Raw genomic sequence first — 24,695 nt, 5'->3', positions numbered from 1 at the left:
AGAGGATAAGCTTGTAGTCGAGCGCGCTAGAAAGATCGAACGCTACCTATCTCAGCCGTTTTTCGTAGCCGAGGTATTTACCGGAAGTCCGGGCAAATATATCTCTCTAGAGGAAACTATCGCTGGCTTTAAAGGAATTTTAGAGGGCAAATACGACGATCTGCCGGAGAATGCCTTTTATATGGTGGGAAATATCGACGAGGTAGTAGCAAAAGCTGAAAAGATGAAAGCATAGGAATTTTAAGATGAAAGAATTTTTGCTTTTAGATATCGTTACACCCGAAGGGATGGTCTTTTCGGGTGAGGTCAAATCCGTCCAGCTCCCCGGCATTACTGGCGAAATGGGTATTTTGCCGGGGCATGCGAGCTTGCTAACGGGACTTAAAGACAAAAGCGAAGGCGGAGTCGTTGAGATCGTAGATAAAGACGGCAAAAAGCAGCTTGTTTTGGTAAACGACGGATTTTTGGAAGTTACCGAAGAAAAAACTACTATCCTAGCCACTCAAGCCGTAGCTATCGGGGGCGATAGCGAAAGCGCCGTAGCGAAGTCTTTGCAGCGCGCCAAAGATATGCTTGCGTCCATTAGCTCCGATGCGGCAAATTCCGCAGCAATCATGGCTAGAGTCGACGAATTCGCAAGGCAAAGTTAAATATGCTAGATCTAATTTTAAGTTATTTTACGAGAAGCACATTTATTACGATATTCGTGCTTTCTTGGTTATCCGTCTATTTTATCGTAACTTTTACGATTTTGATCTCCAGATTTGTAGGGCTTAGTGCGTGGCAACACCGCGAAGCAAAGGCGCTCGAATCCTTGCTGATGGGCGGTAGGATTTCGCTTTCGGGCTCTATTTTTCAAAAAGTAAATACCGATAAAATTTCAAAAGAGGCCTTGGAAATTTATAAAGGTAAAGCCGAACGCGACTCCACTAGCGGACTTACCTGGCTATCTATCGTCGCTTCTACTTCGCCGTTTATCGGGCTATTTGGTACAGTCGTTAGCATACTTCACACATTTTCCAAGCTTGGCAGCGGAAATTCCGGCATCGATACCATCGCTCCTGCGATCAGTGAGGCGCTGGTTGCCACAGGATGTGGAATTTTTGTAGCGATCCCCGCATACACCTTTAGCTTACTTATAAAACGCAAAGCATACGAAGTTATGAGCATTATAAATCGTACAGCGGATATTTTGCTATTTAAAGCAAATACTGGAAAAGCTATTTAATGTATAATTTCGACGAAAATCCAGAGTTAAATATCACTCCGCTCGTTGATATTATGCTTGTTTTGCTAGCGATTTTAATGGTCGCACAAACGGCGATTATCTACGATGAAAAGATCGAACTGCCTAGTGGCTCAAAAGCACAGGTTTCGGAAAATACCGCAGAATTCTTGCTTGTGCGTATCGGCGAAGATCGCAAGGTTTATATCGACAAAAGCTCGATGAACCTAGCTGAATTCCCGGATAATCTCGTGCTGCTTAAAGGCACCGGCAAGTATAGCTTGGAAAAACCCGTCTATATCCAAGCCGATAAGAGACTCGTTTACGACGATGTGATGTTTGTCTTAAAGAGCTTAAAGCAAGCGGGTTTTACAAAAGTCGCGCTTCAAACAAATGGCTAATTATTCAAATTTTACGGGGGTTAAATACGATAATTTTAAATCGTTTTTAATCGCCCTTTTTGCCTATCTGCTGGTGATTTTTGTTCTTTTATATCAAATTTCAAAGCCGCAGGAAAAATTTAAAAAATATACTGACAATCCCAACGATTATATGGATGTTACTTTTGATTTCGAAATAGATGATAAACTTCCGTCCGCGCCTGAAATCGCTAAAGAAACAAAGCAAGGCGAGTTTGAAAATAAGAATGTGAAGGATGTGCCGGAGGATAAAATTAAGACTACGGCGCAAGTAGTTCCGCCACCTCCGGTGCAGGCGAAGCCAAAAGAGCCCGAAAAGCCGAAGGAAGAGCCGAAGCCGGAACCTAAAAAGGACGAGCCTAAGGCTGAGCCCAAAAAAGAGGAGCCCAAGCCCGAGCCTAAGTTGGAAGATAAACCTTCCGAAAAAGTAGTAGAGAAAAAAGAGGAAGCTAAGTCGGAGCCAAAAAAAGAGGAAAAACCGAGCTTGAGCGATCTTTTTTCGGATACGACTAAGGACAATAAGAAGCTTGAGGAGAGCGCTAAAGCTAGCGACGCCGTTCAGAGTAACAAAAAGTCCGATAAAGAAACCGCTACCTCTAGTGCTAAGGATAAAGCAGCATCTAAAAATGCTGTGGTCAAATCCGATAAGCTTGGCGGCAGGACGCAAAGGACAGGCGAGTATAACGCTTATTACGGCGCTATCGAGAAGAAGCTTCAAGTTCTATGGAGTAGATATGTGGCGACCGCGAAGGACGACGCAAGGATTAAGATAGTCTTTAGCGCAGATGGGCGAGTGGCGGATTATACTATTATAGAGCTGGGGCGAGAGACGGAATTTAATCAGAAGTTGCGAGATTTTTTGGATAATCTATCGACTCAGACTTTCCCGAAATCTCCCGACGGAGCATCGCACGAGATTGATACTAGGATGTCCGACGTGATGAAGACAAATTAGAATTCGTAAGGGAAAAAAGTGAAGAGACTTTTTTGTATTTTTGCGTTTTGCTGTATGCTTTTTTCGGCGGATTCGGAGCAGAATTTTACTTATGAAAGAAATTCCGTTTCGCAAAAATCTGGTAAAATTCAAATTTCAAAGGAGCCAGATGCTTATTTTTCGCAGATGGCGTCTAAATTGCAAGCTCTATGGACAGAGTATCAAGTGGACATTTCCGATGAGGCTAGAGTCCGTATAGAATTTAGCAACAATGGACGAGTTTTAAATTATCAAATTTTAGAGCTTGGGCGTAGCACAGAATTTAACCAAAAGCTAAGGAAATTTTTAGATGAGCTTCCTAAGCGAAGCTTTCCAAAATCACCGGATAATAAATCTCACACATTTGAAATGGTATTATCCGACGTAGCAAATTAAATTTAAGGAGAAAAGATGAAGAAACTACTTTTGATTCTTGCATTTTGTAGTAGCATTTTCGCGGCAGATGCGACTATGTCTATCGTAAACGAAGGGGTAAATCTACCTAAAATCGTCGTTCAAGATGCATCGAACCTTGCGAATTCAGAATTTGGCAACAAATTCTTTAAACTTATGGTGGGCGATCTAAAGGTTGGCGCGACTTTTGAAGTCAGCGACGAGTATTTACAAAGCAGCTATGATGCGGGCGCTTCCGACAATCTAGGCTCTAGCGGTGCCGCTCTTATCGTGCGCTACGCGGTAAGTGATAAAAGCTCGCCGATGAGCCTAAAAGCCAAAGTGCTCGAAGCAAACAGCGGCAGGGTGATGTACGAGAAGAGCTTTACGCTCTCTAATGCTGAAAAGTATCCATTTTTAGCACACATGGCGGTATCTGAGATAGTCAAGCAACTAGGCTATTCAAACGTCGATTGGATGAAGGAGATGATTTTGCTATCTCGCTACACTTCGACGCGCGAGAGCGAGATCATGGTGGCTGATTATACGCTTACTTACCAGCAGGTTGTGCTTCGCGGCGGATTAAATATCTTCCCTAAATGGGCAAGCGCAGCGCAGAACGAATTTTATTATACCTACTATGTCAATAAAAATACGCCCGCTATCTATAAATTTAATCTATCCAACGGTAGCAAGAGTAAAATTTTTACCGGTCATGGCATGACGATAGCTTCAGATGTAAGCGCCGACGGCAGAAAGCTTCTAATCACCAATGCGCCTAAAGATCAACCCGATATTTATTTATATGATATAGCCTCGGGCAGCGCTAAGCAAATTACTGATTATGCAGGCATTGATGTAAATGGAAATTTTATCGACGGCGATTCGCGCGTGGCTTTTGTGAGCGATCGTTTAGGTTATCCGAACGTATTTGCCACTAGCATAAATGGCGGCAACGTTCAGCAGCTCGTCTATCACGGCAAAAACAATAACTCCATCAGCACAAATGGCAATTACGTTACTTACTCTAGCCGCGACGGCGGGGGCGGATTTAATATATATTTAATCTCAACTCAAACCGATATGATTCGCCAGTTAACGGCTAGCGGCAAAAATATGTTTCCTAGATTTTCTAGCGATGGCGGTAGCATTATGTTTATCAAGCAAGACGGCGGCGGAAGCTCGGTAGGTATTATCAGAGTTAACGAGAATAAAAGTTTTCAATTTCCGTTAAGAGTGGGTAAAATTCAATCGGTTGATTGGTAAAATATTAAAAAATCTCGTGATATAATGACTTCAATTTTTTTTGAAAGGATAGAAAATGAAACATTTAGTTTTATCTTCGATAGCAGTTGCTGCTCTATTATTGAGCGGTTGTTCTAAAAAGACCCCAGAGGCCGATACTACAAGCACAAGTGGTGCAGATAGACTAGCTGCTTTGGCATCTCAGATCCAAAGTGAAGTTGGCACTGTTTATTTCGACTTTGATAAATTTAATATTAGAGCCGATCAGCAAGGCACAATCAATAATAACGCAGCTCTATTCAACCAAGCAGGCGCAGAGTCCCTAACCGTCAAAGTTGAGGGTAACTGCGATGAGTGGGGTTCTGATGAGTACAACTATGCTCTTGGTCTAAAGAGAGCTACTGCAGCTAAAGACGCATTGGTTGCTCAAGGCGTAAATGAGAGCAGAATTTCCGTAGTAAGCTACGGCGAGAGCAATATGGCTTGCACAGAGCATTCTAAAGAGTGCGACGCTCAAAACAGACGCGACGAATTCAAAGTTGGATTCTAATTTGAAATTTAAAAATTTCACGGTGGCGGCTCTTTTGGGGGCTGCCACTTTTTTAAATGCAGAAACTTCTGCATTTGATGCTGGCAATATTGATTCAGGTAGCTCTTACGGGTTAACTGAAAACGAACAAGTATTGCGCGATAACCGCAAGCGTATAAGCGAGATGCAAACTAGCGTAGATAATACACGCGAGAGTGTCGAAGGTTTGCGAAGTGTCCTTGAAGGAACAAATTCTAAAATTTCGAACCTGGAAAACAGGGTAGCGGATCTAGAAATTCGCGCTACTGGCAAAAGCCAAGGTAACAGTGAGCTAGATCAGATGAAACGAGATATCGCAACTATAAAAGCCCAAATCGCTGAAATCAATAAAAAATTAGGCAGCGGCGGCAGCGTAAAAAAAAACGCTGAATTAGACGCAGGTCCTGCTTCAGTCCCTGCTAGTACAAAATCAGACTCCGATTTTAAATCAAAAGATCAAGCTTCAGTATTGAAAGAGGCTGACGCTTTATATGCCAAAAAAGACTATTCGGGCGCAAAAGAGCGCTACAATTATTTAGTATCTAAAAATTACAAGCCCGCTAAGGCAAACTATATGCTGGGCGAAATTTCATATTTTTCCGGCTCATACGCAGAAGCGATAAACTATTACAAAAAGAGCATCTCGCACAACGAGAGTCAAGACTACACCCCAAAGCTACTCTATCACACTGCGATCAGCTTCGATAAGATCGGCGATAAAGATAGCGCAAATAAATTCTACAAAGCGTTAAAGGCTTCATACCCGGATTCCAAAGAAGCCAAAGCTGCGCCCACTAGATAATCTAAATTTAAATACAAACTCAAAATAAAATTCTAAACAGGAGAAAGCTATGGCTAACAACCGAGTTATAAAGATGCATTATGAGCTAAAAGACGGTAAAACCGGCGAAATTTTAGAGTCAAATTTAAACTCCGACCCGATTGCCTTTCTTAGCGGCAAAGATCAAATCATCCAAAAACTGGAAGATGAAATTTTAAATCTACAAGCGGGCGAGAGCAAAACGGTTCGCATAAGCCCGAGCGACGGGGTCGGCGAGTATAAGCAGGACGCCGTGCAGATCCTGCCTAAAGAGCAGTTTGCGGGCATCGACCTGGTCGTTGGTATGGAGCTTTTTGGTCAGGCGGAGGACGGCGCGACTACCCGCGTGAGCGTCAAAGCTATCGGCGAGCAGGACGTTACTATCGACTTTAATCACCCGTTTGCGGGCAAGGAGCTGGAATTTAATATAAAGATCGTCGAGAACCGCGAAGCGACGGCAGATGAAATTCTTACCGGGCAGCCGGAGGGCGCGCACAGCTGCGGCTGCGGACACAACCATCATCACGAGGGGCACGAGTGCTGCGGCGGACATGGACACGATCACGCAGAGGATCACGAGTGTTGCGGAGGTCACGATCACGGAAAAGATCACGAGTGCTGCGGCGGACATCACCACGAGCATTAGGATTTTTTATGAAATTCGCTTTTATCTTCCCCGGACAGGGCAGCCAAAGCGTAGGCATGGGCAGGGAGTTTTACGACAGCTCCGCCTCTGCGCGCGCGCTTTTGGATGAGGCTTCAGAATTTACCGGTATCGATTTTAAAAATTTACTGTTTGAGCCTAACGACAAGCTCGACGTTTCGGAATTTACGCAGCCCGCGATTGCATTAAATTCCATGATGGCGCTTGCGGCGCTGCAAGAAAGGCTGGATCAAGAAAAGCTTAATATCGCTCCGCAGTTTTTGCTCGGACATTCGCTGGGCGAGTTTAGCGCGCTAAGCGCTGCGGGAGGCATAGAGCCGAAGCAGATGTTAAAGCTAGTAAATATTCGCGGTAGGCTCATGCAGAGCGCCTGCGAGGGCAAAGGCGCCGGAATGATGGTGATCTTAGCTCTTGCCGACGAGACAGTTGAAAAAATTTGCGCGGATGCGACGAGCGCCGGTAAGCAGGTATGGGCGGCGAATTATAACTGCGATGGGCAGATCGTAGTCGCAGGCAAAAAAGATGATCTGGCCGCACTCGAGGGCGAGTTTAAAGCCGCAGGTGCAAAGCGCGCAATGCTACTGAATATGAGCGTCGCGAGCCACTGCCCTATGCTACAAAGCGCCAGCGACGAGCTTTTAGAATTTTTACGCCCCGCGCTAAAAGAGAGCTTCGCTCCCGTCGTCGCTAATGCCACGGCGCGAACATATACGACGAAATCCGAAGCGCTAGAGCTGCTGAAAGCCCAGCTTATCGGCCCCGTACTTTACAAGCAAAGCATCAAAAATTACGAGGGCGAGACGGACTGTTTCGTCGAGTTCGGCGCGGCGGTTTTAAAAGGGATAAACAAAAAGATCACGCAGAAGCCGACCTTCAGCATCACGGATCTTGCGAGCTTAGACGAGTTTCTGAAATTTGCAAAGGAGAACGGATGAAAGTAGCGATCTTGGGCGCTATGCCAGAAGAGATCAAGCCGCTGCTATCCGCACTGCGCGAACGAGGCGTGAGCGTGGAGGCCGTGGAGCATGCGAATAATAAATTCTACGCCGCTAAGCTTAACGGTCACGATCTAGTGATCGCATATTCGAAGATCGGCAAGGTAAATTCCGCCCTGACGGCTACGGTCATGATCGAGAAATTCGGCGCGCGCGCGCTCATTTTTACGGGCGTTGCGGGGGCTTTGAAGCGCGGCATTAAGATCGGCGAAATTTTATATGCCACCTCGCTCGTGCAGCACGATCTGGACATCACGGCGTTTGGGCATCCGCACGGATTCGTGCCTGGAAGTAAAATTTCAGTCCAAACCGACGCGAAGCTAAATTCCATAGCGCAAACCGTCGCCGAGCAGCTTGGCATCACGCTAAAATCGGGCATCATCGCTAGTGGCGATCAGTTCGTAAGTGGCGAGGAGCGCAAGAGCTGGATCGAGCGGACGTTTGACGCGAGCGCGGTCGAGATGGAGGGGGCGAGCGTGGCACAGGTGTGCGACGCACTGGGCGTGCCGTTTTGCGTGCTGCGCGCGATAAGCGACGAGGCGGGGCATAAAGCCGAGTTCGATTTTGACGAGTTTATGGTAAAAAGCGCGCAGACGAGCGCAAATTTCGTCCTAAAAATGATCGAAAGGTTATGATAAACCTCTCCAAAAAACTACTGCGCCGGGTCGGACAAACCAACGCCAAATACAAGATGTTCGAGCGCGGCGATAAAATTTTACTAGCTCTTAGCGGCGGCAAGGACAGCATGAGCTTGGCGCACGTGCTGAAACACTTCCAAAGCGTAAGCCCGCTAGATTGGGAGTTTCGAGCCGTTACCGTCACCTACGGTATTGGCGAGGACCTGCGCGAGATAAGCGCCCATTTTAAAGAGCACGAGATCCCCTACGAGATAATCGATACTAAAATTTTTGAATTCGGCAAGGAAAAGATCCGCGCAAACACCACGTTTTGCAGCTTTTGCTCGCGTATGAGGCGCGGATATATCTACTCCTACGCGCTCGAACACGGCTTTAATAAGATCGCCATCGCCCACCACCTCGACGACGCCGCGGAGAGCTTTTTTATGAATTTCACCTTCAACGGCGCGCTTCGAACTCTCGCTCCGCGCTATGTCGCTGAAAACGGGCTTGTGATCATCCGCCCGTTCATTCTAGCGCGCGAGCGCCAAATCGCCGCCTGTGCTAGAGATAACGAGCTTCCGATCATGCGCGAGGAGGAGGTCTGCCCCGCGAAGCAATACGGCGGCAAGGAACCCACCGCGCGTGCCGCTACGAAGGAGCTTTTGGCGCAGTACGAAAAGACCTATCCGAGGTTTTTTATCAGCCTGCAAGCCGCCTTTGCCAACATCCACGAAGATACCTTTTTCGAGCCTAAATTTTAAAATTTTAAGCGGTTTGCGCTCCCTCGCTCAAACGAATTCAAAGCGCGCAGTTCTTGTGATGGCATGAGTTTCGCACGCCTAGTTCGATTTTTGGCTTGAATGAGCCTGACGCACGCAGAGCAGTTATCCTCCCCCGTGCTCAAACGAGCCGCGAACCGCAGCGCGCGCAGTAGTCGCCCCACCGCATCTAAGTTGTGGCGCGAGTGATTGAGCCCCTGCGTCCGACTGCGCGCTATAGTGGTTGTACTTCTGCGTCCGAAGCTGTGCGCATGAGAGGTTACGCCCTCTGCGTCTGAGTAGCTGCGAGCGGAGCGGATTGTGCGGCCTGTATCTGTTTTTACAAAACAGCCGCGGCTGTTTTCGGCGCCGCCCTCTCGTCCTGCTCAAAATGCCGCTCGTACCCAAGCGGAGCCTTACGAGCAAGCGTTAAGAGGCTCGCAAAGCTTACGCGAAAGACAGTTGTAGAAATTTTATTCCGAAAAGTATTTCTGAAATTTTACTTCACAAAATTTTAAAATTCTCAACCAGACCAAATTTTAAAATTTTAACGAAACTCGATTCAAAACTCTGACAAAGCCGAATTATGAAATTTTACCCCGCAAAATTTTAAAATTTATCGGCAGGCTATAGTTTGGGCTACGCATAGCTTGAGTCGCGCTCGCTAATTGATCGTCGCACGCTGTCGTGAGCCGTAAATTTAAACCGCTCGCCCGCTCCGCAAAATGTTTCAAAAATTTTACTTCGCAAAATTTTAAAATTTTAACGAAGCCGAATTCAAAATCTAGGCGGAGCCAAATTTTAAAATTTCAACGCAATCGAATTTTAAAATTTAGCAAAGCCGAATTCTGAAATTTTAGCGCAGCCGAATTTCCGCTCTCATTCCATAAACGTTACATTTTGAAATTTCGCCGCTCGCGCCCGGTTAAATTTCATGCCGCTTCAAAGCTGCTCAAAACCTTCGCTGTCGCGCGCGCAGATTAAATTTTAAAATTTCACGGGCGCCGCATTGCTTCTCAAATTTACACACCGCAAAATTTTAACCGATTTTCGCTCCGAAATTTATGCCGCATTAACCGCCGCGGATATATAATAGTAGTTGTCAAATTTCATATAAGGAGTCAGCATGGCTACAATCCAACCAAGCTATAAGCTTTTCATCGACGGCGAGTTCGTTGATGCCGAAGGCGGCGCGAGCCTAGACGTTTTTAATCCCGCTACCGGCGAGAAAATTTCAAAGATCGCAGATGCTAGCAAGGCGGACGTCGATAGAGCGGTCGCCGCGGCGCGCAAGGCGTTTGAGAGCTTCCGCCGCACTAGCGTTTATGAGCGCAGCGCGCTGCTAAATAAGATCGCCGACGTCCTAGAGCAAAACGCCGAGTTCATCGCCACCGTAGAGACTATCGACAACGGCAAGCCAATCCGCGAGACGCGCGCGGTCGACGTAGCGTGGTCGATCGAGCATTTTCGCTATTTCGCGGGCGTGATTTTAGCCGAAGAGGGCAGCGCGAATATGCTAAAAGAGCGCTATCTATCCGTCGTTTTGCGCGAACCGATCGGCGTAGTAGGACAGATCGTGCCGTGGAATTTCCCGTTTTTGATGGGCGCGTGGAAGCTCGCTCCGCTGATTGCTGCGGGCGATACGTGCGTATTTAAGCCAAGCTCCGAAACTAGCCTCAGCATTTTGGAGTTTATCCGCCTAATCGCACCGCTGCTTCCAAAGGGCGTCATCAACGTCGTAACCGGCAAGGGAAGTAAGGCAGGCGAGTTCGTCCGCACTCACAAAGGACTCGATAAGCTCGCGTTTACGGGCTCTACCGAGGTCGGTAGAGGCATAGCGCTAGCTGCGGCGCAAAAAATCATCCCTGCTACGCTTGAGCTTGGCGGCAAGAGCGCGAATATTATCTTTGACGATTGCGATTTCGACGTTGCGATCGACGGCGTGCAGCTGGGGATCCTTTTCAACCAAGGCCAGGTCTGCTGCGCGGGAAGCAGGATCTTCGTGCAGGAGGGCATCTACGATAAATTCGTACCGGCTCTAGTGGAGAAATTTAAGCGCATCAAGGTGGGCGATCCACTCGATCCGAACACCCAGATGGGATGCCAGATCAACAAAAAGCAAGCCGATAAAATTTTAGAATATGTAAAAATCGGCGTAGAAGAGGGCGCTAAGATCGCCGTGGGCGGCAAGCGACATAGCGCGGGAGAGGCTTTCGTCGAGCCTACGCTACTCGTGGACGTACGCAACGACATGCGCGTGGCGCAGGAGGAGATCTTCGGTCCTGTGGGCGTCGTGATTAAATTTAAAGATCAAGACGAGCTCGTTCGCATGGCGAACGACAGCCTCTACGGACTAGGCGGCGCCGTATTTACGCGCGACATCGCAAAGGCGCTCACGGTCGCACGTCTGCTTGAGACGGGTCGTGTATGGGTCAATACCTACAACCAGATCCACGCGGGCGCACCGTTTGGCGGCTACAAAGAATCGGGCATCGGTCGCGAGACGCACAAGATGATCCTGGAGCACTACACCCAGACCAAAAACATCTACATCGACACGATCTCAAAACCGAGCGGCTTTTACGAGCAGTAAGGGCTTAGGAAGGTATCTCGGGCGGTTTACGCCGCCCGAAATTTTATTCCGATTGACTTGTAATTCATCAAAATCCTCTTTATATAATATACGGCTGCAAAAAGACAATATAAAAAACGAAAATTAAGTTTAACGAATATATAATTAGTCACCATTTAAAAGGAGAAAAAATGAGACGAATTTTTTGTTGAGCCTTATGGCTATCGTAGGTTTAGGTCTTACCGGATGCAAGGAGGACGAGCCTAAAAAAACGGTTGCAGATTATCTGCTTGCGCCGCTAGAAGCAAAAGCGAAACTAGAGCTTTGCGAGAAAATGCAGCCAAAAGACGTGATCAACGATAAAGAGTGCAATAATGCAAGCAAGGCGAAAGGGTTTTTGAGGGATCAAAATTTAGATCCAAATGGTCATTGGTACGAAGTAGATTATTATATAAAGCACCCTGAGCGAATTAGCGAAGAGTATAAAAAATAACAATCAAATTTTTGAAAGTAGTAGCGCAAATACGCTAATAATATTTTTCCTGAAGTTGGATTTGAAGTCTTAATGGTGAGCATTAAGTAGCTTCAATTTTTTCAAATCTCTTTGCAATTTTTACAGCCGCATGCGTTCAAATATCAGATATGACTTTTGTCGTAGGCGGCTTGATAAAAGCCTTACTTGACTTACTGCGCTTACGCAGCATTTAAATTTAATCTCGCCGCGGCTACGCTAAATTTTAAAATTTCAAATTTCGCAATCTCGTTAAATTCTAAAATTAAAAATTTCAAACTATGGCTTTCGCAAAATTTTGGAATTCCATATTTTTTAAGTCGCGGAAAATTTTAAAATTCTAAGGTTTTCTTTCGATGTTCGTGTCTGCGCAAGTGCGTGCAGGTGGGCGCATGCAAGAAATAAACTCGCGCAGTTTTATTGCAGACCTCGTCCGCATCAAGTTATACCGAGCCGCACCAAAGCCTCAAAACTCACGCGATTGCTAATTTTGCTACCTAGCCGCACCGAACCGCAGCCAAACTCGCGCTGCGAAAATCTAAATTTACGCTATAATCTTGCAAAGCGGAGCGTAAAACTCCTGCTGCGCATGTGCGACGAAATTTAAACAAAGACCCGCAAATTCGGGTTTCTTAGCTTTCGCGCGGTTGCGGTGTGACGCTAAATTTAACGGAGGGGGCAATGGATAAAGAGCGGTATATTTTTGAGAAATTTAGATTGAAGCTTAACGGCGATGATTGCGCCGTAATCGGCGAGCGGGCGTATTGCAAGGACCTTTTTGTCGAGGGCGTGCACTTTCGCCGCGGCTGGCTGAGCCTGCGCGAGATCGGCGCAAAGGCGATGCTCGTAAACATCTCGGACATGATCGCGACGAACGCGCGCGCCAAATACGCCCTGCTGGGGCTTGCGGTGCCGCGCGAGATCGGCACGCGCGAGATCGACGAGCTGTGCGCGGGCGTGAGCGAAACGGCGCGGGAGTGGGGCATACGGATCATCGGCGGCGACACGATCGGCTCGGATCGCATCGCGCTTAGCGTGAGCCTGATCGGCAAGTGTAAGCGCCCCGTGTTTCGCAGCGGCGCGCGCGTGGGCGATCTCATCGCGCATACGGGCGAGCTAGGCGGCGTCGGGCGCGATCTGGCGGTGCTTTTAAGAGATGAAATTTCGCCCGCTAGCTCGGATACACAAAACTGGGACGATAAAATTTCGTCGCTGCAAGGTCCAAGCGATGAGTCGCAGGGTCTGAACGCCGAGGCTTCGGCGACACAAAATCCTGGCGATGAGGTGCGAAGCTCGGGCGATAAAATTTCGCTCGCTCATGCTAAGCTACAGAATCTGGATGCTGAAACTTCGGCAATGCAAATTTTGGACCTTGAGCCGCAAAGTCTGGACGATAAAATTTTTCCTGCGTATGTCAAGCCGCATAGCCTGAACGCCGAAGCTTCGGCGCAAAATTCCGTGTCACGAAGCGGAGAGAATCGCAAGAGCCCTACGTCGCAAAGCCTCGCATGCGAAAATTCTGCGCCGCAAAGCTCTGTAGGCGAAAATCCTGTGCCAGGTAGTGGCTCATATCGCTTGCGCGAGGATCTGCGCGCAAAAATTTCAAAAAATTCGCGCTTCGTCAGGCCCGTTTTGCGCGATAAGTTTTTTTACAAGGCGGCGAAGTTCATCAGCGCGGCGATGGACATTAGCGATGGGCTCGCGCAGGATTTGCCCCGCTTACTGGAGGCTAGCGGCGTGGGTGCGCGCTGGATCGCCCGCCCTAGCGAGGCTGCGTTGCAAAGCGGCGAGGAGTACGAGATTTTGTTCAGCTTCGCGCCGAAGTTTTTGCCTAAAATCTATGCGATTGCCGCTAAAACGGGCGTCGCGATCAATATCATCGCCGAGGTTTGCCCGCGCACGCCGCAAAGCTCGATGGAATTTAGCGGCACGCCGCATCACTTCGCGCCTTGAAATTTGCCACGACCGCTTTAAATTTTACGGCGCGTGGCATGGAATTTAAAATTTCGCGGAGCCACGGAATTTTGTGGAGGGACAGAATTTCGTGAAGCCGAGGAATTTGGAATTTGAAATTTCGCCCCTTCACGTAGCCTACACGCAAGCTCGCTATCATACCGTTACAAAATTTACAAAGGAGCCGTATGAGGGAGATCGTAAAAAAATTTGTCGCAGGCGACGCGGATATTGTATTCGCTAGACTTTCCGTTATCATCGTGCTTGCCGTGATGGGCAACTACAAGTGGTTTGAGTTTGAGGTAGAGGCTTTAAAGCCGCTCTTTTCACAGACGTGGCTTTCGTTTTTGCCGTCAGCGCTCGGGGACGCCGGCGCGAGCTATTTTTTGGGCGTGGTGGAGACCGTGGGCTATCTCTCGCTCATCGCGGGCTTTTTCAAGCCGAAGGCGGGTATCGTGGGCGATCTCATCGTAATCGTCATGGCGCTGAGCACGCTCAGCCTACTGCCGCAGCTAGGCAAGATCGACGGCTTTATCTTTAAAGACCTTTTCTTGCTAGGCCTTGGCTTGGTGCTGCTAAAATACGACCTAGCGCGCCTTTGCCGCGGAGAAAAAAGCTGCGATTGAGCCGTCAAAACATACTGGCGTCGGTTCCGACGCAACACTAAATGATCGCGCACGGCGAGCTTGAGGCTTTTGATTTGAGGCCTGCTTTGCCGGCGGGTGCGTGCTTGAGCTTGCTTGCGTAGCGCCGTTTAAAACACGGCCACGCACTAAAATTTTATGACGTGCGGTTGAAATTTATCGAGCTGCGGTAGTTAAATTTTGCCAACGCTTAAACTCAAAATTATAAAATTTAAATCGACCTATCAGATTATGCCACAAATTGAGTCGCGTTAAATTTGACAACGGAAGCTTAATCCTAAGCTCAAAGCATTAGATTTAGATCCAGCTGAATTCGCATTTGATTAAGCGAAACGAAAAGCGCAAAGTTATATCATTCCTTAGAAATTCTCCAATTTTTTCGAAAGGATGAGATATGAAGCACTTTTCACTCTCAAAGGCCATTTTTATGGCGGCGAGTTTGGCCCTGCTCGGGCTAACGGTTGCGAATGCGCAGGAGAAATTTTCCCCAGTTATCGTCATTCACGGCGGCACCAGCGGGCTTGATCTAACCAAGGAGGAATTTAAAATCCGCGAGGAGCCGATGAAAAAAGCGCTTTTAGCAGGTCAAGCCGTGCTTGAACGGGGCGGCACCGCGATGGATGCCGTAACGGCGGCCATTATGGTGCTTGAGGACGATCCGAATTTTAACGCGGGCAAGGGCGCGGTATTTACCGCCGACGGATTTAACGAGCTCGACGCCTCGATCATGGACGGCTCGACCAAAAAAGCGGGCGCAGTCGCGATGGCGCGGCATATCAAAAACCCTATCCTAGGCGCCAGACTCGTGATGGATAAGACGTGGCATACGCTAGTCGCCGGCGAGGGAGCCGACAAGCTCGCTAAAGAAAACGGTCTAGAGATGGTCGATCAGAAGTATTTTTTCACGCAGTTTAGATACGACGCGCTGCAAAAGGCCAAAGAGAAGCAAAAGTTGCTACTTGATAGCGAAAAGGCGAAAAAGACGTCGCTAAATTTACACGAGCGGCCGTATCTTGGCACCGTGGGCGCGATCGCGCTGGATAAAAACGGCAACCTAGCCGCAGCGACCAGCACGGGCGGCATGACCAACAAAATGACCGGCCGCATCGGCGATAGCCCGATAATAGGCTCTGGAACCTACGCCGACAACGACTCTGTGGCGGTTTCTTGCACCGGCACGGGCGATATTTACATGCGCGTAAACGCCGCGCACGAGGTCTCCGCGCTGTATAAATACAAGACCTCCGACGTGCAAAAGGCCGCCGAAGAAGCGGTAAAAGAGGTCAAAGCGCTCGGCGGCAGCGGCGGCATCATCTCGATCGACAAGCACGGACACACGGGCTTTGCGTGGACGAAGGAGAAGCTCGGTATGTATCACGGCGAGGCAAGGCTCGGAGCTAAGCCGATCGTTTACTGGCCGCTAGGGGAAAAATAAGCGCAAATTTAGCCCCTTTGCGGGGCTAAATTTAATCAAATAGCGAGGATAAATACGCTTTTTATCGCACGTCTATCAAATTTGGCGCTTTCATCGATCGAGCGTTTCGGCAAGGCAAATTTGGTCGAATTTTAATTTCAGCACCTTGACAAAGCGCAAATTTCTATTTATTTAAAATTTTAAACTTATATTTATCGCCATCTTTTTATCGTATTCAAATCAGTCAAAACAATAAATTTTATGCTTCGATAAGCCATAAAGAGATCAAATTTGATCCTGCTGTAAATTTGAGCCTTGAGGTTTAAATTTAAGCCGTCCAGCGACTTCTCCGCAAATTTTATCCTCGCTCAATTTCGCGCCAGAAAGCGCGCATCGGTAGCAAGCCCTCGTAGATACGGACGCTGCGCCGTCTCATTCGCGCCTCAAAACCGCGCGAGCTAAGCGGCGAAATTCGGCTCTGTAAATTGAATTTTACCAAAATCCATATTTCTTGATACCAAAGCGCTCAAATTTCAGGTAGAATATCGCCACATAAAATCAAGGCGGTAAAATGAGAAAATTTATAGTCGTTCGCGGACACGCGGGCTCTGGTAAAACGACTTTTGCAAAAGAGAAAATTAAAGAATTTAAAAACGAATATCCGCAGGCGCAAATTTATCATCTGGAAAACGATATGTTCTTAACCGATGAGGCGGGGATTTATACTTGGTCGCCGAAGCTTTTGGAGGACGCGAAGCGCAAGGTCGCCCGCGAGATAAAGCAGGCGTATAAATTTGCCCTGGAAAACAAAGCTAAAGACGTTCTTATCGTGCTTAGCAACGTGAGTGCGCGCACCAAAGAGCTGCTAAGCCTAAAAGAGCAAGCCACCCAAAATGAATTTATTTTTGAATGCTTTAGAATGCAAAATTTCTTTGCCTCCGAGCACGACGTCGATGAAAATACGGTAATAGCGATGTTTATCAAGGTCGCAAACAACAAAATTGAGGGTGAAATTTTGATTCCGCCCGTTAATCCTATGAGCCAAAGCGTAGCGCAAAAGATTAAAGACGCGGCGGCTCTAAATAGGCGCGATCTGCCCTTTGATGCGGCGCAAAATACCTACGTAACGAAAAAATATATCGCCGCCACGCAGGATAAAAGGCTCTGGAGTGCGCGTCAAAGCGAGCTTTATCCCGAGCTCCGCACATACAAATACTCAAAACGCGTCTTTTTCAAAGCCGATTGGGATAAGGCGTTGCTTGAGATGCGCGGGCTCATAATGGACGATAATCTAAATATCATCGTACGTCCGTTTAAAAAGGTCTATAACTACTCGGAATTTACCTCGCGCAAAAGCCTTTATCCTATCGATATCACAGACGATACGCCCGTGCTTGCCGTGCGAAAGGTAAACGGCTTTTTGGGGTGTTGCACCTACGTAGATGCCCACGAAAGTAGCGCGAGCTTTAACCGCCGCGTCATCTACTCCACGACGGGATCGACCGATAGTAGATTTGCACAGATGACGCGCGAGCACTGCTGCAAATTTGAAGAGATTTTCAAACGCTATCCAAATAAAACTTTTTTATTTGAGATCACCGACGAGAGCGACCCGCACATCGTGGAAGAGGAGCTTGGCGAGACTTTTATCGGACTTATCGACGTTAAAACCGGCGCGCAAGAGAGCGAATTTGAGCTGGATAAGATCGCCGCAAGCACCGCTGGCGCGCTAAAAAGACCTTTTTATAAAGAGGGCGAACAATATCTAAAAACGAGCTTTGCGGAGCTTAAAAATATAGTCAAAGAGGCGAAATTTGAGGGCTTTATGGTGTATATCCCAAGCCAGAGCGATTTTTGCTTTAAGATGAAAACGCCTTATTATCTCGTGAATAAATTTTTCGCTCGCAGTAAAAACGAAGCGCTTTCCGGCAAACTGGATAAAACCAAGCTTGATGAGGAATTTCACCCTTTGGTCGATCACATCAAAGCAAACGAGCGAGAATTCAGATCCCTTGACGAGCAGGGCAAGCTAGGCTTTATAAAAGAATTTTTAGAAAGAATTTAACGATTAGCGCGGATATTTGACGCCGCGCAAATTTGCGTAAAGCGTAAATTTGATATAGCGATTAAAGCTTAAAGGAAAAATGATGATATTTTTTACCTCCGATTTGCATTTTTATCACGCAAATATTATGAAATACTGCCCTAAATTTAGGGCTTTTAACGACGTAGGCGAGATGAATGAAAAGCTAATAGAGCTCTGGAATGCCGTAGTGGGGTCCGAGGATACGGTTTATGATCTGGGAGATTTTGCATTTTGTAATAAATTAAAGGATCTAAAAAGCGTCGCGCGTAGGCTAAACGGCTCGCATGTGCTGATTTTAGGCAACCACGATACGCTCATCAGCCAAAACAAAGAAGCGCTGCTACGCGAGCTAAAAGAGGACGGAAATCCTATTTTTAGCGATATCCTGCACTACAAGGAGCTAAATTTTGACGGCGGCGCGGGCGCGATAAAGGACGGCAAGGCGGGTATGAGCATCTGTATGTTTCACTATCCCGTAGAGGAACATAACCACGCCTCGAAAGGCTCTTTTATGCTTCACGGACACTTACACGACCGCGCTTCCAGCCTAGAGGGTCGCATACTAAACGTAGGCTTTGACTCGCACGGCAAAATTTTAAGCCTAGATGAGATCGTGCAAATTTTAGGGCAAAGGCAAATCTCGGCAAGATATTTGTGAACCGGGCTAAACACGGACAGCCACAGCATTGATTTAAGCGTAGCCTACCGCAACATCTTGCAAAAGCACCCGCATAATACGAGGATAGGCAAAGCTCGGCGGCATCTTTATCGATAAGCACGCACACACAGGTTTTGCGTGGACGAAAGATAAGCTCGGCATGTATCGGCGAAGCAAGGCTCGGAGCTAAACCGATCGTTTACTGGCCGCTAGGAGAGAAATGATAAAATTTAAGCAGGTGGCAGATAGCACGAAGGTCGTAGGAACGCCCATCGAGAGATGATCAAATTTAGCCTCGTTTGTCTCGTTTGCTCTTTGATCTCGCGTAAATTTTAAATTTGCTACATACTTTAAAAGAGTGGATACGCGCTTAAAATAGCTGCACCGCCCGTTTTAATAAAGCTTCGCTTCAGCGTGACGGGGCGGAGCTAAATTTTAAATTTACCCGCGCGCGTAGTCCACGAACGCACCGAGCGGCAAGAATGAGAAGCAGGATATGTGTTCTCTTTAGTATCAAAACCCAAAGCGACACAGCCTTTTGCGCAGCCATGAATACGGCGTGTATGAAGCAACAGGGCAAGGGCGAACCCAACCGGTGCGCGGACGAAATTTCGCGGAATTTCGCCGATTGTCGCGCGCGGTTTTATCTAAGCTGCCGTTAAATTCTATCCCTAGCCGCCGTAATTCTGCTCGCGTCCAAATAAAATTTCACGAAATTCCTTAAAATTTTACGCTTTGTATTCTGCAAACCGGCGGGCGAAATTTTGCGAGCGCGACCGAATTGCATGCGTAAATTCCGCCGTCAAATTATAACCTAGCGCAAATTTTTACGAACGAATCGCTAGCTAAATTTAAACCCATGCGGTTAAGCCTAGCAAGCCCGCCCGCTAAAATTTCGTTCGCGCAGAATTTCATTTGGGTAAAGTTAAAATTTCACCTCAAATTCCGTCCAGTCCTCGTTGCTATCGCACGAAATTTTAAGCCCGAGCTCGTCGCAGTATTTTTTCACGATAAAAAGCCCGATGCCAAAACCGCCGTTACGTTCGTCAAAGCGGGTGTAAAGCTCGAAAATATGCGGCAGATTTTGTCGTGCGATGCCCGCGCCGCTGTTTTTGATACGAAGCGAACGCTCGCACAGGCTCACCTCGACGCAGCCGAGCTCATCGCAATATTTTATCGCGTTGCCAAGCAGATTATCGATGATTTTTCGCAGCTTAAACTCATCCGCGCAAAAGGCTACCGGGCGCAGATCGGCGCTCAAGCTTATTTGCTTTTGCTCCGCAGAGATTCGAAAATATTCGATACGGCTTTGCAACAGCTCGCCTAAATTTACCTCTCGTCCGCTGCCGCTTTTGTTTAAGCTTAGCGCGGTTAGATCCTCAAACAGCGCGTTTATCGTATTTGCGCCCACCTTGATATTGCCTAGATATTTTTTCGGCTCGGTATCAAAAAGCTCGATACTCATTAAAATCACGCTAAGAGGCGTCTTTATCTCGTGCGTCGTGTCGCGGATGAAGCCATTTAGAAATTTGATCTTTTCATAAAGCGGACGCAGCGAAAGGCGTATGATAAAATACGCGATCAACAAAATAAGCGCCAAAACAAGCGCGCTTGCGGCTAAAATTTTAAGCTTCAGCTCCGCGAGCTTGCCCTCAAGCGCTTCCGTTTTGATCGCTACGTAGTACTCCGTGCCGTCCTTGGCGGTGAGATTAAATTGCTCGATCCTACTCAGCCCCTCCATATACACGCGCGGTGCGTCGTCCCTCGGCTCGAAATCCCGCGCGATCTCATCGCTGCTATTCAGATCCGCCGCGTATGCCTGCATGGCATCGAAATCGCTCTCGTTTAGGCGCCCGCCGCGAGCGAGCTTAGCCTCTAAGCCGTGTTTGAAATCTCTGATCGCAAAGGCATCGCGATCCGCGATAAAAAACTTCTCCCGCTTGTAAAATATGCTGCTTACCAGCGCTAAAAACAGGACGCTAGTAAGAGTGTAGAGCAAAAAAATCGGTAAAATTTGACGCATTTTGGACACGGCGCGCTCCTAAACATATTTGTAGCCGAGCTTGGATGCGTTTATGATGCGATCTTTGCCTAAAATTTTTCGCAGCTCGGCGATATAAACGCGCAGGCTAAGCTCGCTCGGGCTTTCGTCGTAGTCCCACAGCGCGGCGAAAATTTCATCTTTGCTAAGGAGCTTATCGCGGTTTTTTAGAAGTAGCGCGAGAAGCCTCGCCTGCTTCTGCGGCATCGGCACGGCTCTTCCGTCGCGATAAAGCGCGTGCTGAGCCATATCGAAGCTAAAGCTTCCGCCGATATTTTCGCGTCTGGCGGCGTTGTGGACGAAGGTGCGCTTTAGTAGATTATCCGCGCGCAGGGCTAGCTCTTTTAGCTCAAAGGGCTTTTTGAGGTAGTCGTCGCAGCCGCTTCTAAAGCCGCTTTCGACGTCTTGCAGAGTGTTTAGCGACGTCGTGAAAATACACGGTGCGCCGCGCCCGGCTTCGCGCAGCTCGCGAAGTAGCGCAAAGCCGTTGCCACCGATGATTTTGACGTCGAAGATCCACAGATCGAAGCTTTTTTCGTATGCTAATGAAAGCGCCTCGTCGTAGCTTTTACTGCCGCTTACCTCGTGCCCCGCGCCGCGCATATAGGTGCACATCATATCTAGCAGCATCCCCTCGTCCTCGACGATCAAAACCCTTGCCATAGCCCGCCTCCTTGCATAGAATTTTTGAAATTATACCCTGTGAAATTCCATGTAAAATTTAATTGCGAAATTTCACGGCAAAATTTTATCGCAGCGAAACAACGCGTCTTGGCTCAAAAGTATGCTTACTAAATTTAGGCTTATAAGATTGCTCCCTAGTATTGTTGTTCGCGAGGCACGCCGAGCAGCGCAAGAAACTAAAATTTTACGATATAAAATTTTCGCGCCGCGGAATTTTAAAATTTACAAGCAAAACACCGGGCTTTAAAATTCCGCCGCTACGAAATTCTAAATTCCGCAACATAAAATTTACGGCGCAGAATTTCAAAACCTCGCCTGCGCCGATAAAATTTTGCGAAATTTCATCGGCGCTATGCCGCATAGGCTCCAAAGCTAAATTTTAAAATTTCTACGCCGCGATTTGATAAAGTAAAATTCCGCGCAAATGCTGCGCGGAACTAAATAGTTTGCGTGGGTGGCTATTGCTGCGTCATAGGGCACACAGCGGCACCCGCGTTTTGATTACACGGCATCGCGTCTCTCGGCGGCATTGCTCGCCCCGCGCCTCCGCCCATTCCTTTAGGCAGCATATGGGCGCACTCGCCGGGTGCCATCGCGATCTGTGCGGACCGAACCCATGAGCGGGCCTTTTAAATTTGCCGAAATTGCCGCGGTCTTTGAGCTCTATATCCAGCCTATCCGCCTGCTCGACGCTTAGCTTGCCCGCCTGGGCGTTATAGTTTTTTCTAAACTCGTCTAGGAATTTCTCGCGATCCTCGACGCTCATAGCGTCCAGTTTCTTTTTAAACTCCGTCTTAAATCCGCGCTTAAGATCCCTTGCCTGCGCCCTTAGCTCGCCTGCGCGCTTATCGATCTCAAACGCCGCTTCGCTTAAGCTCTTGGCGTCGGCACCGGCGATCGAGGCATTGATCTGCTCGGGAGTACTATTTTGAAAATCTGCGGCGAACAGCACGCCCGCAACTAAAACGCTTGCTAAAACAATCTTTTTCATTCTCTCTCCTTTGTGAAAGTTAGCGTGATTGTAGGAAAAAGTCGTGAAGAAAAAGTTAAGTAAAGCCGCGCCGCCAAAATAGCTCGGCGCCGTAAATTTAAAGCTTTGATTTAAATTTAGAAAATTTTACGCCGCTGCTACAAATACGGAGCGGAGGTACGATGTGGGCAAACGGGGCTAAATTTTAAAATTTTAAGCGGAAGGCAAGAGGTGCGCAGCGCGTAAATTTAGCATAAATTCGCGCTGCATAGGTTGTATTAAAGCCCGCCGCGTGTAAATTTAACGGCAAAGCGGGCGTATCTCGGCGCTACGGACGACGAAATTTCGTCGCGTAAATTTAACCGTAGGGCGGACATGCTTAGAGATCGCGGATGATTAAATTTCATCCGCAACGAAGCCTATTTTATGACGCCGCAGACCATTCTAGCACCGCCGCCGCCAAGCGGCTTTGGATGGTCGCTGTGGTTATCGCCGCCTACGTGAACCATCAGCGAGTGGCCTTTTAGCTCATCTAGGCTCTTGATCTTCGGAGCTAGCACCGGATAGACCGCATTGCCCTCGGCATCAACGAAAAGCGCAGGCAGATCGCCCTTGTGACCGCCGTCATCCCAAGCAAACGAGTGCTTTTTAGTGTCGTTCGGATCCCAGTGGCCGCCCGCTTTCATGCCTAAGCCCTTCTCGGTCGCGCCGCAGTCGGCATTTTGATGTACGTGAAAGCCGTGCACGCCGCTAGTAAGACCTTTTAAATTCGGGAAAAACGCCACGCCGTAGTTCGTCTCGACTGCTACGACCTCGCCTACGCTCACGTTACCCTTCTCGCCTAGTTGCTCCATCGCAATGACGAGGTGCTTGCCAGTCTTAGGGTCGAAATTCTGCATATCGCCGTGCTCGTGAGCGATCAAGGCGCTTGCGACTAAAATTGATGAAATTAGAAATTTCTTCATGATAAATCCTTTAAAATGAAATGTGAGTGCAATTTTATCCAAAAATACTTAAAAAATAATTTTTCTTATTTAGATAAATTTTGCTTTTTATCTAAAAGACTTATCGCGAAGAATAAAATCAAGCTGAAAATTACGAGTAAAACGCTTAAAATCAGCGCCCGCTCGTTCTCTCCGTCATACACGGCATTGTAGATCGCAAGACCTAGCGTATCGGTTTTACCCACGATATTTCCGCCCAGCATCAGCGTGATGCCCACTTCGCCAAGCCCGCGCGAGAGCGCTAAAATAAGCGCGGAGCCGAGCGTTTTAAGCGAGCTAGGAAGGATGACGAAGAGGAAAATTTGAGCTCTGTTTTTGCCTAAAATTTGCGCGGCTTCGATTAGGCTTTTCGGAAATAGCTCGAAGCTCGCACACACCGGCTTTACAAACAGCGGCAGTCCCACCAAAAATGCGGCGATTACCAAAGAAGAAAAGTTAAAAACGATGTCTAAATTTAACGCAGAGCCGATAAATCCGCTCTTTCCGAAGATGTAAAGAAGCAGAAATCCCGTCGCGATCGGCGGGAATATGAGCGGAAAAATCACTAAAATTTCGACAATCTTTTTAAATTTGGCTTTGCTGAAAGCTAAAAAATATGAAATTGCTAGCCCTATTGAAATAAGCAGCAAAAAGCTGCAAAACAGGGCTTTGACGCTTAAAAGCAAAGGATGCGTGATCCAAGCGATATCGCTCATTTAAGACCGAATTTTAAAAAAATCTCTTTTGAGCGGTCCGATTTAAACTCCTCCATCACCTTTTCGCAAAGCGCCTGCTCGCCGCATGCGCTAAGCCTTGCGATGCCGATGAATGCGGGGCTGTAGAGGCTCTCGTCGATGTAGATGATCGAGCCGAACTCATCTTTTTTGGCGACCGCTTCGGTGCTGTTGATAAAGCCTGCTTGCACCTCGCCGTTGATTACGTATGCGACCACCTGCGGCACGCCCGCGACGGCTAAAATTTTATCTTTTACCGGCTCCATCTTGGCGTTTTGTAAAAATTCGTTCGTCCTGATACCGTAAATCGCCTTTCTAGGATCTGGCATCGCGATTTTATCGAACTTTGCGATCTCGGAGGCGTCGTTTATTTTAATATTTTTTGGCGTTACTAAAACTAGCGTGCCGCGCCCGATACGCTCAAATTTAGTGATATTTAGATCGCTTTTTTTCAAAAACGCCTCGTCGCCCACGATGAATGAAATTTTATTCTCGCGCGATTGAATGACGAGCTGGCCGAGGTTAGCAAACGATCCCGCCACGTCCATGCCCTCTTTTTTCAAATTTTCGATCACGGCCGAGACGGGCTTTTTGTATCCGCCGCCGGCCGCGATTATCAGCTGATCCGCGCAGAACGAAACGCTTGCCGCAAGCGCTAAAATAAAAGCAATTTTTTTCATGAAAATCCTTTTTTTGAAATTTTAAGAATTCTACAAAATATACTCTTATTTATTAATAAATTGCGTTTTTATTCCATATTTTAGA

At 47.6% G+C, this 24,695-nt stretch carries 27 protein-coding genes and 1 pseudogene; 22 read left to right on the top strand and 6 right to left on the bottom strand.

Annotated elements, in window-relative coordinates; genetic code table 11:
• From Q0460_RS03980 to Q0460_RS03880, 21 genes and pseudogenes are all read left to right on the top strand, one after another.
• A pseudogene (locus Q0460_RS03980) lies at window positions 1-235 on the top strand (F0F1 ATP synthase subunit beta); the annotation flags it as partial.
• 10 nt (window positions 236-245) lie between these two features.
• Window positions 246-650 (top strand): ATP synthase F1 subunit epsilon, encoded by a 405-nt coding sequence (gene atpC / locus Q0460_RS03975; RefSeq protein WP_291938303.1) that lies wholly within the window; start codon window positions 246-248, stop codon window positions 648-650.
• Between the two features lie 2 nt (window positions 651-652).
• Window positions 653-1,228, top strand: a complete 576-nt coding sequence (locus tag Q0460_RS03970) for a MotA/TolQ/ExbB proton channel family protein (protein WP_299085162.1) — start codon at window positions 653-655, stop codon at window positions 1,226-1,228.
• Window positions 1,228-1,626, top strand: coding sequence for a biopolymer transporter ExbD (locus tag Q0460_RS03965; RefSeq protein ID WP_297943721.1), 399 nt, complete (start codon window positions 1,228-1,230; stop codon window positions 1,624-1,626). The genes Q0460_RS03970 and Q0460_RS03965 overlap by 1 nt, the downstream gene beginning before the upstream one ends.
• Complete coding sequence (locus Q0460_RS03960) at window positions 1,619-2,599, top strand: TonB C-terminal domain-containing protein (RefSeq protein WP_299085158.1); 981 nt, start codon at window positions 1,619-1,621, stop codon at window positions 2,597-2,599. The genes Q0460_RS03965 and Q0460_RS03960 overlap by 8 nt, the downstream gene beginning before the upstream one ends.
• A gap of 18 nt (window positions 2,600-2,617) precedes the next feature.
• Entirely contained in the window at window positions 2,618-3,013 is a 396-nt protein-coding gene (locus tag Q0460_RS03955; protein WP_299085155.1) for a TonB C-terminal domain-containing protein, read from the top strand.
• Between the two features lie 15 nt (window positions 3,014-3,028).
• Window positions 3,029-4,276: a Tol-Pal system protein TolB gene (gene tolB / locus Q0460_RS03950; RefSeq protein WP_291938295.1), complete on the top strand. Its 1,248-nt coding sequence runs from the start codon at window positions 3,029-3,031 to the stop codon at window positions 4,274-4,276.
• Window positions 4,277-4,331: 55 nt separating this feature from the next.
• Entirely contained in the window at window positions 4,332-4,805 is a 474-nt protein-coding gene (locus tag Q0460_RS03945; protein ID WP_005869621.1) for an OmpA family protein, read from the top strand.
• A 1-nt stretch (window position 4,806) separates the two neighbouring features.
• Complete coding sequence (locus tag Q0460_RS03940) at window positions 4,807-5,625, top strand: tetratricopeptide repeat protein (protein ID WP_299085144.1); 819 nt, start codon at window positions 4,807-4,809, stop codon at window positions 5,623-5,625.
• Between the two features lie 49 nt (window positions 5,626-5,674).
• Window positions 5,675-6,289, top strand: coding sequence for a peptidylprolyl isomerase (locus Q0460_RS03935; protein WP_298028865.1), 615 nt, complete (start codon window positions 5,675-5,677; stop codon window positions 6,287-6,289).
• An 8-nt stretch (window positions 6,290-6,297) separates the two neighbouring features.
• The gene (gene fabD / locus Q0460_RS03930) at window positions 6,298-7,242 is read left to right on the top strand and encodes an ACP S-malonyltransferase (protein ID WP_299085141.1); all 945 of its coding nucleotides are present in this window, start codon (window positions 6,298-6,300) and stop codon (window positions 7,240-7,242) included.
• Complete coding sequence (locus Q0460_RS03925) at window positions 7,239-7,937, top strand: 5'-methylthioadenosine/adenosylhomocysteine nucleosidase (protein WP_299085138.1); 699 nt, start codon at window positions 7,239-7,241, stop codon at window positions 7,935-7,937. The genes fabD and Q0460_RS03925 overlap by 4 nt, the downstream gene beginning before the upstream one ends.
• Entirely contained in the window at window positions 7,934-8,683 is a 750-nt protein-coding gene (locus Q0460_RS03920) for an ATP-binding protein (RefSeq protein ID WP_299085135.1), read from the top strand. Before Q0460_RS03925 ends, Q0460_RS03920 begins: the two co-directional genes overlap by 4 nt.
• 1,123 nt (window positions 8,684-9,806) lie before the next feature.
• Window positions 9,807-11,273, top strand: coding sequence for an aldehyde dehydrogenase family protein (locus tag Q0460_RS03915; RefSeq protein WP_299085132.1), 1,467 nt, complete (start codon window positions 9,807-9,809; stop codon window positions 11,271-11,273).
• A gap of 196 nt (window positions 11,274-11,469) precedes the next feature.
• On the top strand, window positions 11,470-11,745 hold the full coding sequence (locus Q0460_RS03910; RefSeq protein WP_299085169.1) for an EexN family lipoprotein: 276 nt from the start codon (window positions 11,470-11,472) through the stop codon (window positions 11,743-11,745).
• Between the two features lie 699 nt (window positions 11,746-12,444).
• Entirely contained in the window at window positions 12,445-13,716 is a 1,272-nt protein-coding gene (locus Q0460_RS03905) for a thiamine-phosphate kinase (RefSeq protein WP_299085129.1), read from the top strand.
• Window positions 13,717-13,904: 188 nt separating this feature from the next.
• A complete protein-coding gene (locus Q0460_RS03900) occupies window positions 13,905-14,342 on the top strand; it encodes a DUF417 family protein (RefSeq protein WP_298977291.1) in 438 nt (145 codons plus the stop codon).
• Window positions 14,343-14,754: 412 nt separating this feature from the next.
• Window positions 14,755-15,795: an isoaspartyl peptidase/L-asparaginase family protein gene (locus Q0460_RS03895; protein WP_299085126.1), complete on the top strand. Its 1,041-nt coding sequence runs from the start codon at window positions 14,755-14,757 to the stop codon at window positions 15,793-15,795.
• A 550-nt stretch (window positions 15,796-16,345) separates the two neighbouring features.
• Window positions 16,346-17,839, top strand: a complete 1,494-nt coding sequence (locus tag Q0460_RS03890; protein ID WP_299085122.1) for an RNA ligase — start codon at window positions 16,346-16,348, stop codon at window positions 17,837-17,839.
• A gap of 82 nt (window positions 17,840-17,921) precedes the next feature.
• Window positions 17,922-18,518, top strand: a complete 597-nt coding sequence (locus Q0460_RS03885; RefSeq protein ID WP_299085119.1) for a phosphoesterase — start codon at window positions 17,922-17,924, stop codon at window positions 18,516-18,518.
• Window positions 18,519-19,000: 482 nt separating this feature from the next.
• Entirely contained in the window at window positions 19,001-19,180 is a 180-nt protein-coding gene (locus Q0460_RS03880) for a hypothetical protein (RefSeq protein ID WP_299085116.1), read from the top strand.
• A gap of 263 nt (window positions 19,181-19,443) precedes the next feature.
• Here the strand turns inward: Q0460_RS03880 and Q0460_RS03875 are convergent, their stop codons facing one another.
• Both Q0460_RS03875 and Q0460_RS03870 read right to left on the bottom strand, forming a co-directional pair.
• Window positions 19,444-20,541, bottom strand: coding sequence for a HAMP domain-containing sensor histidine kinase (locus Q0460_RS03875; protein WP_299085167.1), 1,098 nt, complete (start codon window positions 20,539-20,541; stop codon window positions 19,444-19,446).
• Between the two features lie 18 nt (window positions 20,542-20,559).
• Window positions 20,560-21,222 (bottom strand): response regulator transcription factor, encoded by a 663-nt coding sequence (locus Q0460_RS03870; protein WP_299085113.1) that lies wholly within the window; start codon window positions 21,220-21,222, stop codon window positions 20,560-20,562.
• A gap of 161 nt (window positions 21,223-21,383) precedes the next feature.
• Here Q0460_RS03870 and Q0460_RS03865 point away from each other — a divergent pair, with 161 nt between their 5' ends.
• A complete protein-coding gene (locus Q0460_RS03865) occupies window positions 21,384-21,626 on the top strand; it encodes a hypothetical protein (protein WP_299085110.1) in 243 nt (80 codons plus the stop codon).
• 86 nt (window positions 21,627-21,712) lie between these two features.
• Here Q0460_RS03865 and Q0460_RS03860 read toward each other — a convergent pair whose 3' ends face one another.
• From Q0460_RS03860 to modA, 4 genes are all read right to left on the bottom strand, one after another.
• Window positions 21,713-22,234 (bottom strand): DUF1104 domain-containing protein, encoded by a 522-nt coding sequence (locus Q0460_RS03860; RefSeq protein ID WP_299085107.1) that lies wholly within the window; start codon window positions 22,232-22,234, stop codon window positions 21,713-21,715.
• A 398-nt stretch (window positions 22,235-22,632) separates the two neighbouring features.
• Window positions 22,633-23,178: a superoxide dismutase family protein gene (locus Q0460_RS03855; RefSeq protein ID WP_299085104.1), complete on the bottom strand. Its 546-nt coding sequence runs from the start codon at window positions 23,176-23,178 to the stop codon at window positions 22,633-22,635.
• Window positions 23,179-23,243: 65 nt separating this feature from the next.
• Window positions 23,244-23,912 carry a molybdenum ABC transporter permease gene (locus tag Q0460_RS03850; protein WP_299085101.1) on the bottom strand — a complete coding sequence of 223 codons (669 nt, stop codon included), beginning with the start codon at window positions 23,910-23,912 and terminating at the stop codon, window positions 23,244-23,246.
• On the bottom strand, window positions 23,909-24,610 hold the full coding sequence (gene modA / locus Q0460_RS03845) for a molybdate ABC transporter substrate-binding protein (protein ID WP_299085098.1): 702 nt from the start codon (window positions 24,608-24,610) through the stop codon (window positions 23,909-23,911). Before modA ends, Q0460_RS03850 begins: the two co-directional genes overlap by 4 nt.
• Window positions 24,611-24,695: the final 85 nt, after the last annotated feature.

Source organism: uncultured Campylobacter sp. (assembly GCF_937980635.1).
Classification (GTDB): domain Bacteria; phylum Campylobacterota; class Campylobacteria; order Campylobacterales; family Campylobacteraceae; genus Campylobacter_B.
This window is presented reverse-complemented; position numbering and strand designations above follow the sequence as displayed.